Origin of the sequence: Ginsengibacter hankyongi (genome assembly GCF_008710285.1) — a bacterium.
GTDB lineage: Bacteria > Bacteroidota > Bacteroidia > Chitinophagales > Chitinophagaceae > Ginsengibacter > Ginsengibacter hankyongi.
Map to the genome: position 1 here is coordinate 158,546 of NZ_VYQF01000006.1, position 16,858 is coordinate 175,403.

At 38.3% G+C, this 16,858-nt stretch carries 17 protein-coding genes; 7 read left to right on the plus strand and 10 right to left on the minus strand.

Annotated elements, in window-relative coordinates:
* Positions 1–589 precede the first annotated feature (589 nt).
* From FW778_RS17635 to FW778_RS17645, 3 genes are all read right to left on the minus strand, one after another.
* Positions 590–1,933 (minus strand): serine hydrolase domain-containing protein, encoded by a 1,344-nt coding sequence (locus tag FW778_RS17635; protein ID WP_150416174.1) that lies wholly within the window; start codon positions 1,931–1,933, stop codon positions 590–592.
* 61 nt (positions 1,934–1,994) lie between these two features.
* On the minus strand, positions 1,995–2,201 hold the full coding sequence (locus tag FW778_RS17640; RefSeq protein WP_150416175.1) for a nucleotidyltransferase family protein: 207 nt from the start codon (positions 2,199–2,201) through the stop codon (positions 1,995–1,997).
* Positions 2,202–2,653: 452 nt separating this feature from the next.
* Positions 2,654–3,082, minus strand: coding sequence for a hypothetical protein (locus tag FW778_RS17645; RefSeq protein ID WP_150416176.1), 429 nt, complete (start codon positions 3,080–3,082; stop codon positions 2,654–2,656).
* 180 nt (positions 3,083–3,262) lie between these two features.
* On the opposite strand from FW778_RS17645, the gene FW778_RS17650 reads away from it, so the two are divergent.
* Entirely contained in the window at positions 3,263–3,664 is a 402-nt protein-coding gene (locus FW778_RS17650; RefSeq protein ID WP_150416177.1) for an antibiotic biosynthesis monooxygenase family protein, read from the plus strand.
* 537 nt (positions 3,665–4,201) lie between these two features.
* Here the strand turns inward: FW778_RS17650 and FW778_RS17655 are convergent.
* The 4 genes from FW778_RS17655 to FW778_RS17670 all read right to left on the minus strand — a co-directional run bounded on the left by FW778_RS17655 (position 4,202) and on the right by FW778_RS17670 (position 7,409).
* Positions 4,202–4,426, minus strand: coding sequence for a hypothetical protein (locus tag FW778_RS17655; protein WP_150416178.1), 225 nt, complete (start codon positions 4,424–4,426; stop codon positions 4,202–4,204).
* Positions 4,427–4,772: 346 nt separating this feature from the next.
* Positions 4,773–5,561, minus strand: coding sequence for a hypothetical protein (locus FW778_RS17660; protein ID WP_150416179.1), 789 nt, complete (start codon positions 5,559–5,561; stop codon positions 4,773–4,775).
* 408 nt (positions 5,562–5,969) lie between these two features.
* Positions 5,970–6,674, minus strand: a complete 705-nt coding sequence (locus FW778_RS17665; RefSeq protein WP_150416180.1) for a hypothetical protein — start codon at positions 6,672–6,674, stop codon at positions 5,970–5,972.
* Between the two features lie 285 nt (positions 6,675–6,959).
* Positions 6,960–7,409 (minus strand): hypothetical protein, encoded by a 450-nt coding sequence (locus FW778_RS17670; RefSeq protein WP_150416181.1) that lies wholly within the window; start codon positions 7,407–7,409, stop codon positions 6,960–6,962.
* An 824-nt stretch (positions 7,410–8,233) separates the two neighbouring features.
* Here FW778_RS17670 and FW778_RS17675 point away from each other — a divergent pair.
* The gene (locus FW778_RS17675) at positions 8,234–8,860 is read left to right on the plus strand and encodes a fibronectin type III domain-containing protein (RefSeq protein WP_150416182.1); all 627 of its coding nucleotides are present in this window, start codon (positions 8,234–8,236) and stop codon (positions 8,858–8,860) included.
* Between the two features lie 194 nt (positions 8,861–9,054).
* Here the strand turns inward: FW778_RS17675 and FW778_RS17680 are convergent, their stop codons facing one another.
* A complete protein-coding gene (locus FW778_RS17680; RefSeq protein ID WP_150416183.1) occupies positions 9,055–9,696 on the minus strand; it encodes a DNA-binding response regulator in 642 nt (213 codons plus the stop codon).
* 383 nt (positions 9,697–10,079) lie between these two features.
* On the opposite strand from FW778_RS17680, the gene FW778_RS17685 reads away from it, so the two are divergent.
* Complete coding sequence (locus FW778_RS17685; protein WP_150416184.1) at positions 10,080–10,571, plus strand: DUF421 domain-containing protein; 492 nt, start codon at positions 10,080–10,082, stop codon at positions 10,569–10,571.
* A gap of 260 nt (positions 10,572–10,831) precedes the next feature.
* Here the strand turns inward: FW778_RS17685 and FW778_RS17690 are convergent, their stop codons facing one another.
* Complete coding sequence (locus FW778_RS17690; protein WP_150416185.1) at positions 10,832–11,332, minus strand: hypothetical protein; 501 nt, start codon at positions 11,330–11,332, stop codon at positions 10,832–10,834.
* 523 nt (positions 11,333–11,855) lie between these two features.
* On the opposite strand from FW778_RS17690, the gene FW778_RS17695 reads away from it, so the two are divergent.
* The 4 genes from FW778_RS17695 to FW778_RS17710 are packed head-to-tail and all read left to right on the plus strand — an operon-like array spanning position 11,856 to position 15,892.
* Positions 11,856–12,827, plus strand: coding sequence for a sensor histidine kinase (locus FW778_RS17695; protein ID WP_150416186.1), 972 nt, complete (start codon positions 11,856–11,858; stop codon positions 12,825–12,827).
* A complete protein-coding gene (locus tag FW778_RS17700) occupies positions 12,824–13,987 on the plus strand; it encodes a sensor histidine kinase (protein WP_150416187.1) in 1,164 nt (387 codons plus the stop codon). Before FW778_RS17695 ends, FW778_RS17700 begins: the two co-directional genes overlap by 4 nt.
* 3 nt (positions 13,988–13,990) lie before the next feature.
* Entirely contained in the window at positions 13,991–14,764 is a 774-nt protein-coding gene (locus FW778_RS17705; protein WP_150416188.1) for a LytR/AlgR family response regulator transcription factor, read from the plus strand.
* 42 nt (positions 14,765–14,806) lie between these two features.
* Complete coding sequence (locus FW778_RS17710) at positions 14,807–15,892, plus strand: hypothetical protein (RefSeq protein WP_150416189.1); 1,086 nt, start codon at positions 14,807–14,809, stop codon at positions 15,890–15,892.
* A 100-nt stretch (positions 15,893–15,992) separates the two neighbouring features.
* On the opposite strand, the gene FW778_RS17715 is transcribed toward FW778_RS17710, so the two are convergent.
* Complete coding sequence (locus tag FW778_RS17715; RefSeq protein WP_150416190.1) at positions 15,993–16,805, minus strand: alpha/beta hydrolase; 813 nt, start codon at positions 16,803–16,805, stop codon at positions 15,993–15,995.
* Positions 16,806–16,858 lie beyond the last annotated feature (53 nt).

Sequence of the window (16,858 nt, forward strand, 5' to 3'; positions counted from 1 at the left end):
AGCGTTGCTGTCGTGATAACTTTTATCGTTCATCCGCCACCGTTAGCCTTATTGAAAAACTATTGATGAAGATAGGTACAAAAGCTCAATAATGAAACGCTGCCGGGGCTGCTGTTCATATTACAAAAAAAGAGGCTTTCCAGTTTACCCGAATTTCGAATAACAGGAAAGCCCGGCTTCGCGTATGCGCAAATTTCTTCGGCATCGGGGTTCCCCAAAAGAGATTTTTATTTTGAAGGTTTGTAAGTGGGAAACTCCGCTGAGACACAACGGCGGCTCTCACGGATGGCGACCTTGGCTTGTAATGGGTGGAACCCCCACGTTGGTTGAAGTGTAGAATTAGTCGTCGTTGCAAAATCAATCAAACTAATTCTGATAATCAAAGCTGCCTTTTTGGTCCACATATAATTGCGTGCAACCGCATTCACCCGTAAATGATGTCGCCGGCGAAAACAATCCCCAAAAATAAAAGAGCACCAGCCGATGGACTGCAAGGTTTTCATAGCATGGCATGAAAAATGAAACTAAATAATATTTTTCACTTGTCACAACGGTCCGGGGCATGCCTGCGATAAGGCTTTTTTAAAGACTACTTCTTTTCCAAATAATAACTATTGCTTCCCATAAATACTTTTACTCCTTTGCAATGAGCATCAAATTCCATGTCAATATTCGCGGCTATCAACCTGAATTTATTTTTACTAACATATTCCAACGGCAGGCTAGTAAATCCCATTCCTCCTACCTGTAATCCCTTTTGTTTTTTTCTGATAATGATTTCAAAGGGAAATTTTTTATTAGTGTATACTCCCGTATATCGCTTAGAATGCTTCGTTTTTGATATTACAAATTTCATTTCGCATATTGGCGGCGCTTTCCCAAAATATATATCCATTGCCCTGGTAATGATATTCTGCACAGGATAGAGCTGACCGTTAGAACAGTAAGCAATTGACAGACTATCCTGTAAAAAGTGCGCAGCTACTGAAACGAACTCATCTATAGAACCGGTATGACCAAAAGCATCTTTCGTTTGATAAGGGAACTTCATCATTCCCATTCCATAGCCATCCGTCATAGTTTCCATTTGAGAAAGGTTCGTAAAGCTGATTAATCTTCCTGAGAAGAGTGCATCCATAAATTGGGTAAGTGCAGCCGGTGTAGAAACCATATTCCCGGAGGCCCCAGGTATACTCATGTCAGTTACAGGGCTTTGTTTCCATCTTTTTTTAAACCTGTAAGAAAAACATTCATTGTTTTCTATGGATGTTTCATGACCGCAATAAATATCTTTAAGATTGATTTTCGAAATGATTCTTTCGTTAACAACAGTTTCATAAGATTTTCCGGATATTTTCTCAATGATATAACCCAACAATAAGTAATTTGTATTGTTATAATCAAATTTTAAACCCGGTAAAAATTTGGTGCCGCCGCTTTTAACAATCGCGAGCATTTCTTCATGTGTTTTCGGAGCTCTTCCAAATCTTTGTCTTGAAAAATTACGAAGGCCCGTCCGGTGGCGCAGCAGCTGCTCAATAGTAATCAGGTGAGCATTAGGAATACCAGGAAAATAATTGTCCAGGGTACTTAGGAGGCCCAGTTTGCCCTCACCGATCAGTTGGAAAATAATGACCGCGGTAAACATTTTAGTGATAGAGCCAATCCGGTATTTTGTTTCGCAATTAGCCGTAACCGGTCTTTGATTATTCAATAATCTATAACCAATCGAATGACAATACAAAACTTGCCCATTTTTAGAAATCGCAATACTTCCCATTCCCTTATCGGCGGCAGCAATTGCTGAAAAAAAGCTATCTAATTTATCTGCATTGGGGCACTGGGCATATCCCTTTAGAAAAAGAATACCGAAAGCCATCAGCAACAGCCGGCCTATCGCGACTATTTTTGAAATGTGATAACGGCAAGGCATAATCGAAATGATTATAAAATTGTCATATTGATTCAGTCGCTGTCAATCAACAGTATAATTCCTACCCACACGTCCGCTGAGACATTGAGGTACCCAACTCAATGCCTATTGGTTTACTAAAATCTACAATAATATCAACGTCACTCTTAGCAGTAAAGTCGTCCCTAACTATTGACCCAAATAAACCGATTGAACTGACAAAATACTTCTTCATCAACTCCGGTTTAAGTTGAGCCAATATTTCCTTTACCGAAGTTAATTCTGTCATATTTCAAAGATAAGAATAGTTTCTATTTGGCCATTTACACCTACGACGAGCCTGCTTCTATGCTAATTTATTTCGTTTAGACCATTCCGTTAGTCTTATTGAAAAGCTATTAATAAATATATGCACAAAAGATGAATAATGAAAGTCTGCCGGGGTTGCTGTTTATATTACAAAAAAAGAGGCTTTGAAGTTTACCCGAATTTCGCATAACAGGAAAGCCCGGCTTCGCGTATGCGTAAATTCCTTTGGCATCGGGGTTCCCCCGAAAATGATTTATATTTTGAAGGATTGTAAGCGGGAAACTCCGCTGAGACACTATTATCAATGGCATCATAAGCCATTTGCATTTCTTCATACCTGTAAGATTTTATCTGCGGAACCAGAATCAATTCATTCAGCACATCATCGTGATAAAACGTTTTAGCTAATGTGTAAAAGGAATTTTGGTTGCTCTACCCACCAAAATGTTTACTCAATGCTGCACTATTAATAACATTAATATTAGAACCATCAGCCGCTATAAGACGATACTCGTTCCAGCGCTTTACCTGGTTACTGCTATAGAAATAATAGCTTCTGTACAGTACTGCATTCCACCAATAAAAAAATGAAAAGTGAAGTTTGCATCTTTGTTGTGTAAAGGCACTTGCAGAACATGGCATAGAGTTATTTAGTTCTTCAAAATATCGTTCCAGTTCAACACTCAATGTCTTTTTGCAAAGTTTAATAATGAAGAAAGCCAGCTTATCAAACGGCAGTTTTCTTGATCGGGAAAAGTCTTTATCAGAGCTGCAAAATTTACCTAACAGTTCTCTATTGGAGGAAACTACGGTAATAAAATTCTTTAATTCACTGAGGATTTTTACATTTACATCAAACATGGGATTGCAGTTGGTTTTAAGATTCGACACCTCAAAACTATATAATTGCAGTCCTTTTTGTTTGATTACTTAACTTAATGACATTGCCCGCAGGGACATTTAAGACAGGCGTAAAACTCAACAAATGCCAGGCTTAACAATATATCACCCATCATTTACAACCAAAAAATTGAACTAAATATGTATTACTTAAGTCGTACTATTGTAACCATTTTCGTATTTATATTTATTACTGCAATGAATATTCATTCTGAGACAGCCGTGGAGAAAAAAGCGACTGCACACCGATACCTGAGGGTATCTATTGCACATTGGGATATTAATCTCTATACCGCTGATGCCGAACAAATTTTTCGTCAGATTGAGACTGATGGTGTTGCTGTGTTTCAGGCGCAACCCGGATTCATTCGCTATCGGCTGATGCGTACAGACAGTACTACCACCATTGCCGTGGCTGAATGGGAATCGGAACAACTCGGTCAGGCGGGTGCAGAAAAATATCGGGCATGGATGCGCAGCGTTGGAATTATGAACCACATTAAGCTTGAAACTTACACAGGCGATATTGTAGCCGCATCCTGAAGTTTACTCACTGTCAATCGTCCCACTGTTGCAAGCGCATTCTCCCATCAACGTAAACTTAGCAGGCGGCGCTTCAGCCTTGGTCGTGGCACACGAAACAATTCTCTATTCATGGAAGAGGTTATTTAAAAACCCAAATTCATCCACACCCGTTTCATAAAATCTGGCAGAATAATAATAATCCAAATAATCTGTGGCAAGATTCCACTTACTACTAACAGGAGTTCCTATTTGGCCATTTACACTTACGACGAGCCTGCTTCTATGCAAATTTATTTCGTTCAGCCCATGCCGTTAGCCTAATTGAAAAGCTATTAATAAATATATGCACAAAAGATGAATAATGAAAGTCTGCCGTAATTCTGCTGAAAGCATTGCGACGCTTACCCGAATTTCGCATAACAGGAAAGCCCGGCTACGGGTATGCGCAAATTCCTTCGGCATCGGGGTTCCCGGAAAATGATTTTTGTTTTGAAGATAGGTGAGTGGGAAACCCCGATGAGACACTATTATTTCTACTGCAAACGAATATTACATTCATTTGGCATCCCTAAGTTTAAGCCAAATTTGAAACCATTTCTTTTTTGGATTGTCAATTTTCAACAAGAATTGTTTGTGATTGTCAATCACAGTAAAAACCAAGTCGTTGTCCAAAATGATTCCAGATTTCTTCCTATAAAGAATTTTATCACTTTCTTTCTGATACCATTCTTCTGTTGTCTTAGTCCAATTAGCAAACTTTAATGATTGTCTTTCTTTCATAACGAGGTCTGTCTAAAATTACCGCTAACAGTAGGTAGTGCCCAAGCCACGATATTCAATAAACGTTCTGCCGGAGCGATGATTTATAATTTATTAATGAAGATAACAACAAAAGCTCATAACAATTCCTGGCTTCTAAAGCAAGATTTGTATTGACGGGGTTTACAAAGTATAGAATTTAACTTGCTATAAAGTAAACGTATAACCCCTATGCTAACCCCAAATTCGAATAACAGAAAAGCCCGGCTTCGGGTATGCGCAAATTCCTTCGGCATCGGGGTTCCTGGAAAGAGATTTTTATTTTGGAGGTTTGTAAGTGGGAAACCCCGCTGAGGCAGTAATCGTATTATGCTTTTCTCTCGAAGTATCTTCCTTTAAATCTGTAATCGATAAATCTATTAGTTACTTTGCCTTCGTCGAGCACAATAGGTATCCTTAACGTCTTTGTTTCTTTGTCATAAGAAATCAGGTAGATAGGCCTTTGCTTTCTATCCACTACCGAAAAGAAGTCGTAGTCAAAACCAAGATTATTTTTAATTCCGGTGCCTGTCTTAATCAAATTAACTGAGTCGTTTAAAAGAGTATCGTTTATAGCGAAGGCTTTTACACCCTGATATGCGTCCTTCGAAGAATAAGTACAATCATAAAGTCCCAAATAATATGTATGAACGGATGTCTTGACAGTATAAATTCGCATATACCATTTGACACTATAGTGGTCTTCCTCGTTCAGGGAATCTTGAAGTATTCTTGCAAAAATCTTTTCGCCTGATTTATATTGAAAGATATTCTGTTGAAAATGCATTGTGCCCCCAGTCCAGGTGTCCCACGAATAAATACGAAACAATCCATCGTCAGAAGTGGAAATCCATAATCCCCGTTCTTTTAGTTGCTTGAATTCAAAGCTGATACTCTTAGGGTTCTTAGAAGTGACGTTTAAAAGGCTTTTCTCAAACTGATCATTAGCATCTAGCAGTGAGTCATACACGCTAATATTCTTCCTGTCGCCGTCGAAGTCTCGCCAATACAAAATACGTTCAAACTGCCGGACTAACTTTTGCCCGACATCGTTTCGTGACTGTTCAAAAGAACCTAAAGCGAGAAAAACAAAAATGATTGCGAATAATAATTTCATCCTGAAAGTATTGGTCTGCTTCCCGCTTACGCCGGCGAATATCTGCTATATTGAATTATAGCGTTCACCCCATACCGTTAGTCCACCCAAGCCTACGGGGTTGCAAAGCTATTCATGAAGATATGTACAAAAGCTCAAATATGAAACGCTGCCGGGGCTGCTGTTCATATTACAAAAAATGAGGCTTTGCAGTTCACCCAAATTTCGCATAATGGAAAAGCCCGGCTTCGGGTATGCGCAAATTCCTTTGGCATCGGGGTTACGGGAAAATGATTTTGATTTTTGAAGATTTGTATGCGGAAAACCCCGCTGAGACACTAATGAAACTCTGCAGGGCCTGTAGCTGATAGGATTACGAAAGTTGCACATCTGCGACCATAGCTGCAAGCCGCTTTGTTATAAGCAGCGTTATTTGGTTTGTTGATTACTTAAAAGTAATGAAAACCCCGTCAATATTTTATCCATCTGAATCAGGCTGTCTTGTTTATTTTTAATGATAGAATCTTTTTGTAAAACAATGGAATCCTTTAACAATATTGTCCTATTCAAATTGACGGTGTCTTGCCTTAGGACTTTCAAATCTTCATAATAATCGCTTTTCTCTCTATCAAATTTTGAACTGCCAATGCTTTGGCCTAAAATGAAAGCTGCAGAAATTAATCCTGCAAAAACTGTCCAGAAAAACGCCGGAGCAATACCAAATGGTAGTTGTGTCTTCATTTTAATAATAATTTCAGGTTGTGTTTGCGGAATTGCCATTGGTTTGTTTGTTTCAGTTCGGGCCTGTTGTTCTTTATACTGTTTTGCCAATGCTACCTTTTGGATAGAATCCTTTCGTTCTTTTTCCAACTGCTCTTCTAAATACTGAATGTTTTCGTCTAAATACTGTATCGCTTGGTTTTTAATAATTGCGATTTCACCGGGCTTAAAGCCGAATATTTTCTTAGTCGCAAAATCATATATAAGTTCGTGAAAATTGCCGGCTCTTGGTGAGTAGCTTTTGAAGTATTCTTCTAAAAAAGAATAGGTGGTCTTAAGCCAAACTTCCGTATCATTTTGGTTAACTTTTAGTCGCTGCTCTCTTAATTTTTTTATTGTGTAGTCTGTGTCCATGAAAGTTGTCTATAACGATAGGGCTGGGGTTGCTGGAATTTATTTCGTTTAGCCCACAACGTTAGCCCAGTTGAAAAATTATTAATGAAGATATATACAAATGCGCAATAATGAAAGTGCGCTTGATCTGCTACTCCAGCCAGCGTAAGTCTCCTTCTTTCGCAAGCCCACCTCATGCGTTCGTGCGAGCCGGCGATTGATCTCCGGTCACCGCATCAAGAACATCTTGCCTCGTAATGAGGGGAACACCCACATTCGCTGAGTTTAGCAAATCTATACTTTTGCCTACCAAAATTTGCACCAGGGTTTTTTGTCTGCTTGTATTTGACGACTTTCAGAGGTTTCATTACTTTCAGAATTCTTTTTATTCTTAAAATAGCTATCGTCATAAAATTCATTATCGTCACCTTGAACCCTTGCATTTAAGGCTTTAGCAATTGATAGCATTTTCTTTATGGTTTCGTCGTCAGGATATTTAGCACTAATAGTCCCTTTCCAAAAGTCAAACCATAGTGACTCACTCGGTACGCCTTCTGAGTGACCAGTCCAGAGGCAAAATCCCGGGTTTTCCTCCCATGAAGTCTCAACGTTTGGTATATCTAATTTATAACCGTTTGTCAAATTTAGTTCTGGGTCATTTGAAATATACTCTAACCACTCGTCCATGGTTATAGAGCTATCTTCTTCATCATTTTCATAGTCATCTCTTCTTATAATATGAACTTCATACCCCATAATAATAATTCATTTTTGTCAGGTCAAGTAATTGCAAGCAATTTTGTATTTATATATTACACGAAACTTTCAATCCAAAAAACCCTTTCATTTCGATATACCATTTATTTCAGTTATTAAAGTTGTAACCAACCCGGTCAAGCAAGCAGCGTCTATCCTATCAGTTAGTTTTTCAATGTAGAGATTTCAAATATATTACTTTCTACTTATTTATATAAATCAAAAATTAAATTCGCTTGCATTTTCCGGTGGTTTAAGGGGTGCTTTTTACACCACAAAATCGGGAATTTATCATGATACCAGGGGCGTAGTATCATGATACAATGGTCATGGTATATATGTACTAAGGTCGTAGTATCATGATACAATGGTCATAGTATATATCTACTAAGGTCGTAGTATCATTATGCAATGGTCCTGGTATATATGTACTAAGGTCGTAGTATCATGATAAAATGGTCATAGTATATATGTACTAAGGTCATAGTATCATTATACAAGGGTCATGGTATTTATGTCTGAAGAACTTTTTCAAACAATATTTTGAGCCCGGCGGCCCCTACCCTGCACCGTTAGCAATTCAATTTGGGTGCATTTATGGCCCGGAAATGTGGATAAATAATATTTTTTACGGGTATCATAAAAAAATATCCGGGGCACACGACTTTAATGAAATGCAGTATTTACGGGCATTCCGGCCCGGCAACGCAATTACAGGCTTTTTTATTATGTCCCAATATTGGGACTTGACGGGTATGTGATAACAAAGCAATTTAGCAGCCTCATTTGAGATGAATGGGGCTTAAACAAAAAATTAAATTCTTATGAAAAAGTTTTTAAGAAAGGTGGTTAAATCCTTTAAAAAATTAGCTGAAGCGAATCTATTAACGTTTTCGCAAAATGTAGCCACATCAATGGCCAATGCCATTGCTGAATTTCCAACACCCACCCCACCCCTTGCAGATATTAATACCGCAATAGGTATCTATGCCGAACTGCTCCAGGCAGCTGCGGGCAGGGACAAAGTGCAGGTGGTGATGAAAAACCTTAGTAAACAAAACCTCCTGCTGCTGCTGAGCCAGCTTGCAGATTATGTAAACCTTACAGCACAGGGAGCCGAGGATTTGCTGGCAAAAAGCGGCTTCACCCTTAACAAAGTTCCTGAGCCTGTGGCCCTGGATGCACCTGGATACGTGGTGCTGCTGGATGGCGGCGGAAGCGGCGAACTTACGTTCAAGTTCAGGAGAGTAAAGGGCGCCTCAAGCTACTTGTACCAATACACTTCAGATGCATCACTTGCAAATGAAAGCTGGGTAAGCATACCGGCCACCACTACTTCTTACACTTTTACAGGGCTCACCAGCGGAACCACGTATTATTGCCGCGTGGTAGCTGTGGGCAGCTACCAGCAACAGAAGACAAGTATTGTTCTAAATCGTATTTCTCAATAATTAATTAACCAAGCCTCATTCAAAAAAATTGCTGCCGTAAGGTGGCTTTTTTTTTGTGATTGTCTGAACCATGATTTACCTGATTAAAGGATTCTCAGGATTAATAAGCGGGGAGAATCATGGTAATCTGATAATCCTTTTTAATCAAGGTTCAGAAAAGTTCATGGTAATCTTATAATCCTCTTAATCATGGTTCATAAAAAGTTCAAACCATTCTTTCTCATAAAGTCATCTATAGTGGCTGCATTGAGGGAGCCAAGCATTTTCTTTAATCTCTTGCGGTAAGTATATACGGTTTCTTTACTAAGGTTTGCGGCTACAGCTATTTCTTTAATGGACCATCCCATGCGGCTGCAATACAATACAATGATAAATTTTTCATTAAGCATCCGGTTATTATTGTTACTTGTACCGGGACGGTTGTTGCCGGCGGTCATGGCCAGCTCTGTCTGGCTGCAATAAAATGCCTGTCCCTTCATTGCCATTTTTACAGCAAGAATAATTGCTGTGGGGCTGGCATCCTGCTTAATACATGCGATACAGCCGGCAGCTATAGCCTTCGCCACTTTATGTTGATCCTGTTGCTGCCATAGCAAAATAATTTTGAATGACCGGGTGCGAATGGCAAGCTTCTGCAAGGCTGTAAATTCTTTCCGCTCCGCAAGGCCTATATCTGCAATAATAATGTCCGGGCTAAGAGCAATGGCCGCCTTTAGCAGCGCTGAAGCGGTGGTGATTTTACTGATGATTTGAACGCCCCGGTAAGATCGCAATACGTTGTGCAAAATAGCCATGATAACCGGGTGGCTGTGGGCAATAATTAAATTAAAGATCAATGTACAAGAAGTTAGTTTAATAATTAGTTAGCGTTCCGGCAATTGGTAGAATAAATATAATTATTTTGTTTAAAAAAACCAAGGCAGGGCCAACGATTACGAAAGTTATTGATGGTAAGGCGCCGGTGTAAATGAGCTTATTATCTGCTGTTTTTTAATGGCTACCGGCAACGGCTGTACGATGCTCTGTGGTAGGTATAATAAAGGAGGTTTTGTAAATATTAATTCTTTTTTTTTAATTAAATGCCATGGGTAACAATTGCCGGCAACATTTTCTTTAGCTGGAAAAGTGAGCAGGAAATATTTTACAGGCAATCCTGAATCACGGATATTTATAATAATTTCCAGTTGGGTTTTTTAATTAACTATTAATTCCATACGATATGCACACGATATACGATCTTTTTGGCCAGGGGCAAAACCTCACTTCACTGCAAATGAGCCTTCGTGCAATAGTTATATTTTTTATTGCACTTATCCTTCTCCGTTATACCGGCATGCGGGTGTTTGGTATTAAATCAGCTTTCGATACGTGCGTTATGATAATGCTTGGCGCAGTTTTAGCCCGGGCTGTGGTGGGCGCTTCTCCATTTATAGCCACGGTTGCTGCATCTGCCGCGCTGGTAGTCGTTCACAGGTTAATTGCACGCATAAGTGTAAGCAACCAGTTCCTGAGCCATTTGGTAAAGGGTAAACCGCTTTCCCTTTATAAAGACGGTATTCTTAATGATAAAAATTTAAAAAGATGCGCTTTAAGCTACGGGGATGTTATTGAAGAAGTAAGAATAAGCATGAGCCAGAACAACCTTGATAATATTGATGAGATTTTTATGGAGCGAACGGGAAAGATAAGCGTGATAAGGAAAAACAATTAACGATAATGAAATACAAAAGAGATTGTTGCTAAAAACCATCTCACAACAATCTCTTACTCCCTCTCTATTTATTGTCGTCCTGGTGAAAAACCACTCTGTCAAAAATATTTGCGGTAACGTTTCTTCCCTGGATTAATCCCGCATCAATAGAGGACTGGTAATGAATGCAACCTGGAATTGCCTGCTCTATGCCAATGTATGCAGTCTTTATGCACCGGCCGTTTTGTTCGTTTCAATTCTACTCTTCCGGGCGTTGATACTTACTCTGAAAAGATTCTTCCTGTACAATACTCATGGCCGGTTTTCATTATAATGGATCCATTAGCCTGAAGATTAGCATATGCACCTTTTCCATCTATAATACGCCACTGACCTGTAAAAGTTGTCATTTGACATTCAGAATAGGTAGTGAATTGATCCCCTCCGGCAGGTGTAAATACAGTAGTACAGTGAATTGCCATGCCATAGAAATCTATAGTCATCACATAAGTCCCTGACGTTCCAAGTTGCGCACTGGCAACAAAAGAGCCTGTTTTCACTACTTGCGGAGCTGCTCCGCTGGAAGTCAATGTCGTGGTTGTTAAAAAGACGTCGGCCGGTGCTTCTGAATTTACTGAATTGGCCCCAGGCGTCAAAGCTGTTGCGTTGTTTACAGCAGAAGGAGCCGAAGGAGAAACCAAGCTGTTGTCTTTTTGGCACCCGGTGAAGATAATAAGTGATACTCCTATAAGGAGCAGCATTAATTTTGAATTCTGTTTCATAACTGTTCTTTTTAAATTATTAATGAAAAATGGTTGAATGAGAATGACAAAAATTTATTTATTTAGTGACAGACTACCTAAAGCAGCCATTGCTGTTGACAAACATTAGATGGAGATATTAAAGGAATAAACAAACTTTTTATTAAGTAAAGCTTTCATGATAATTTATATTTTTAGATTGAATACAGATTTAAATCTAATCTGCTCAGAACACTTATTTTCCCTATTTCGTTCTATTACCTTAATTACATGGTAACAAACGGAAACAATGGTGTAATTACCTTTTACCGACGACGAAATGCCTTCGCCTTTTCAATAAATGAATTGGTCTATTTTATTGAATAACTATTGCTTTTTGAATAACCAATAGATAATTTTAAGAGAGAAACAATTATGTGAAGGCTTATGATTTCATATTCTCCAACCGGTTATCACACCGCCTTACAAGGCATCTTATTTTCTGGATTGTATTTTTAGTTTATTTCTACTACGTTAATCTTATTCCCGGTACCACGCAAGATTTATGGAGCAGCAAAACATACCGCAATGCCCGGTAAGCGTTATATCGGTGTATGTTTCCATATACATTTTATTGCCCCGGTATATACTTCGCGGTAAATATGTAAGCTTACTCTTAATAACAGCAGGGCTTTCCGTGATCTATTTTTTATTGGCATGGCTGATTACCGTCCTACTGGCCCGTCTCACTACAAATATTTCTTATAATGAGCTACCGGTCACTTTCAGGTGGTTTCAACCGGTGCGTTATGGCATAGGGCTTCCGCTTACATCGGGCGTATTAACTACTATTATTATGTTGTTTAAAAACTGGCACATTGAGCAGAAAGAAAATGAAGTATTGCAAAGGCAAAAGATCAATACAGAACTACTCTTATTGAAAACACAGTTTCAGCCTCATTTCTTATACGATGCTTTGGAAAACATTTTCTTTCTTGTCCGTAAGCAATCTGCTGAATCTCCGGGCTCGGTGCTAAAATTATCTGACCTGCTGAGTTATATCCTATACGAAAAAGACCTGGTGCCGGTTGAGAAGGAACTTGATATGATGAAAGCGTATCTCAGTTTACAAAAAACGTTTTATCCTGAAGTGCTTTGCATCAACTTCGATCAAAACATTGAAAAGGGAAATTTAGTAATTGCACCCCTGCTATTGGTATCGTTAATTGAAAACTGCTTTGAAAGATTTCTAAAAACAACAGGCCAAAAGCTTAACCTCAATCTTAATATTAAAACTGATAAACGCGAATTATATTTTCAATTAGAATGCGGCGATAATTCAGGAAGTGAATTAAAAAGTATTAACCCCGATTACAGTTGGATAACCTCTTTAAAAAGGATAGAGTTACTATACGCAGGCGCTCACAGTTTTGATATGTATATAGAAAATGGCACCAGCAATATATTACTGATGCTGGAACTCGACGACATTGCCACGGCTAATAAAAAAAGTATAAAGGAACCGGTTTTGCTATGACGATACACGATTTCATATTTTCTAATGAACGCGGCAAACGTATTGCCAGGCATTGTATCTTTTGGCTTTGCTGGTTTCTTTATATGGCGTGTACGCAGTTAAGAAATCAATCGCCGCAGGAAATAGGGATGAAGAATTTTATCATTTACCAGGCGGGGGTATCGGCTAACCGCACGCTATTGCAAATAGTCTTTTGCTATCCTCTTATTTATTACTTAGTGCCATTTTACTTACAAAAGATGAAGTACAAAGCGTTTTTTGCTTTGCTGGCACTCTTTTTATTTGCGATCTACTGGATCACTTATTATGATTTTTATTACATATGGTCGGATACTGCTTCGCCCGTATTTTTTAATGTAAATAATGTGAAGCCATTGAACCTCTTTCAAACAAAGTATTTTTCTATCTACAGTAACATTCATTTTACGGGATCCCTTGTATCATGTGCATTTATTCTTTCAGTAAAATATTATAAGAACTGGTATAAAAAGCAACGAGAAAATGAAATGCTGATGAAAGAAAATTCGCAGGCTGAGTTACAATTATTGAAGGCGCAGGTGCACCCGCATTTTTTGTTTAATACACTCAACAATATTTATTCGCTTACGCTCGATGACTCACAAAAGGCCGCAATAACTATAAAAAAATTATCAGGGATGGTATTGTATATGGAAAATGAAGGCGCACAGCATTATGTATTGCTAACCAAAGAAATTAAAATGCTTCTCGATTATATAGGGCTTGAAAAAATACGATACGGCGACAGGCTGGTAATGGTGGTAGATATAAAACATAACCCGGAAGATAAGCTTATGATAGCGCCGCTATTAATGATACCCTTTGTTGAAAATTGTTTTAAGCATGGTGCCAGCAAAACAATTGATACAGCAAGGATAGAACTGTTAATTGAAACAGGAAAAACATGGCTCACATTTAAAATCAGTAACAGCCTGCTGGCTGTTGCGGAAAAAGAAAATGGAAGAATAAAAATCGGTTTATTGAACGTTAGAAAAAGACTACAGCTCCTTTACCCCGGAAGGCACACATTAGATATTCAATCCTCGGGCAACCTCTTTACCGTACACATGAAAGTAAAACTTGAAACTCAATATCCTGCTGCCGAACAATACATGCATGCTTCAATCTTTAACAAAAATTAAGTTATGATCAATAAAAAAATAATGTGCCTTGCCGTAGATGATGAACCGCTTGCATTATCGGTATTAAAAAAATATATAAATTCTGTTGATTCGCTTGAGTTGGTAGGCAGTTGTGCTAATGCAGTGCAGGCATTACAAATGCTGCAACAGCACCACGTGGATATGATTTTTCTTGATATACAAATGCCCCAAATTATGGGCACGGATTTTATCCGCACGTTAAAGAAATCTCCCGAAATTATCTTCACCACGGCTTATCGGAAATATGCTGTTGAAGGTTTTGAGCTGGATGCGGTCGACTATTTATTAAAACCTATTTCGTTTGAACGTTTTCTTAAAGCGGTGAATAAAGTTTTCCAAACCGATATAGTAGCACCGGAATCTGTTTATCAAACCAACGAGCTAATTTCGGAAACATCTGCTCCGTGGTTATACGTAAGGGCTGACCGTAAAATGATAAAGGTTCTTTTAAATGATATTCTTTATATAGAAGCTTTAAGTGACTACGTAAAAATTATTACCAGCTCAAAAACGATTGTAACCAAACAACTCATATCGACCCTGGAAGAAACCTTAACGAAAGACAACTTTATTCGAATACACCGCTCATTTATAATTGCCATTAACAAAATTGATTCTTATAATGCTGACAGTATACAGGTGGGCAGTAAAGAATTACCGGTAAGCAGGCTTTTTAAACAAAATGTAAACAAGCTTTTAAATATATCGTCATTGCCATCTTCCAACGATAATAAAGGAATTAAAAAGAAGGCGTGAAGAACGAAAAAAATATTTATTAAAAATCATAAATCAACCAACATGAAAAGGGTTATCATTATTCTAAATGCCTTATTGTTAGTAGGGCATTTAGCAAAATCGCAAGGATGCATTATCGTCCGTAACGTGTCAGGGCTAGGACAATACAATGTAACCAGTAAATCATTTTCTATGGCTAACTGGCAAGTCAGCATCAATAACCGTTACTTTAAAGCCTATCGCGATTATAAAGGAAAAGTAGATTTAAAAACACCTCCTCGAAATCAAAATGTAATTGAATCTTTCTCAATGGATCTTGCCGTAACCAGATTGTTGCCTCATGGCTGGTCGCTTGATTTAGGTTTTCCTATTTCAGCAAACAGCCGTACTTCAAACGCAGAGCATGGCGGCCCAAACACCACAAGGCATACTACGAGCGCCTTTGGCATGGGCGATCTACAATTTACCGCATTGAAATGGTTGTTGAAGCCATCTGAGAATCGAAGAGGCAATATCCAGTTAGGATTTGGAATTAAGTTCCCCACTGGTGACTTTAAAAAGCAGGGATACTTTTACAGAAATGATACTACAAGAGTATTATCTATACTTAACCCTTCCATCGAATTGGGTGACGGAGGAACAGGAATTATCGCAGAATTAAATACTTATTATTTCCTCAATTCAAAAAAAAATATTAGTCTTTATGGCAACTTTTATTACCTGGCAAATCCTACCGATGTAAACGGGACGCAATATACAATGGGTAAACCAGAGACTGCAGCAAACATTTTGCTGGGAGCGTATGATGTGAGCGTGATTGATGTATTTTCAATACGTGCAGGCTTAAATTATGATGTAAAGAACTGGTCTTTTTCAGCAGGCATAAGAGATGAGGGCGCACCGGTTTATGACCTGATTGGAAAGAGTGATGGAATACGTCGTTCGGGTTATACATTCTCGGCGGAGCCCGGCGTAATCTATAAATTTAAAAGTGTATCTATTTATAGTTATGTCCCATTCTTACTTTCACATAAAGTAAAACAAAGCGCACTTGATAAAATTATAACAAAGGAAACGGGAGTTTACACAAGCAGTCCCGGTGGCTCAGGCGATTACCAAATTTTTATAGGAGCTCAATTTCAACTTTGATTTTTTTAGTGATTATATTCTGAAATTGTAAAACAAGTTATATTGAATACGAAACCAATGTTAACTAACGACCAGGGTTAAATGATTTTGCAGAATGGAACTACTTGCCCCACCGCCATCTTAAAAAATAGGGAAAAGCTTTGCCCCAGGTAGGAACATCATGTTTACCATCTTTCAGTTCCATATAGAGAATGTCTTCCTGGTCACGATAACCTTTTTTTACAAGTTCATCTATAAGAGAAATGGTGTCATCTATTGAGTCGATAATACCATTATTATTTCTATCGGCAGTTTCATCCATGGTTCCTGTTTCAAAAAAGAATTTTAGCCACGGATAATAATTACCCTTTCTTATTTGCGCTTGCATAATTCTATCGCTGTACTCATCAAACAAAGGATCATCCTGGCTAACGCTGCGCCACCAAAATGAGCCGCTGAATACACCCACATTTTTAAATTCTTCCGGGTGGTTCCAAACAATATCCAGGGCACTTAAGCCACCAAGGGAAAAACCACAAAAAGATTTTTCTTTAAAAGAAACGAATGTATAGTTGATCTTAATAAAAGGTAATAACTCTTCAAAAATAAACTGCTGGTATAATGCAGCTTTGTTGCCTCTCCCGGCATAATCTAAAATTTTTGCGGTACCATATTCGTTTTTCCGATTAGCTCCGCAACTAATGCCTGCAAAAAAAAGCGGTCGAATTTCCCTGTGATTATAAAGATTGGTAAGTATATTTTCAAAATTCATTGTTTCAAGATCCTGCCCGTCATTAATCAACAGCATCTCCATTTCGTGCAATGTATTGTTATAGGAAGGATAATACACGCTTAACGTAACTTCCCTGTCCAATAATTTTGATTGCAGAACATGGATTTCAGCAGTTATAAGGGCGGCTCTTTTTATATGCATATGCAGCCAAAAATAAATAAAATAGATTTTAAAATTGTAAATACAAGAAGAGG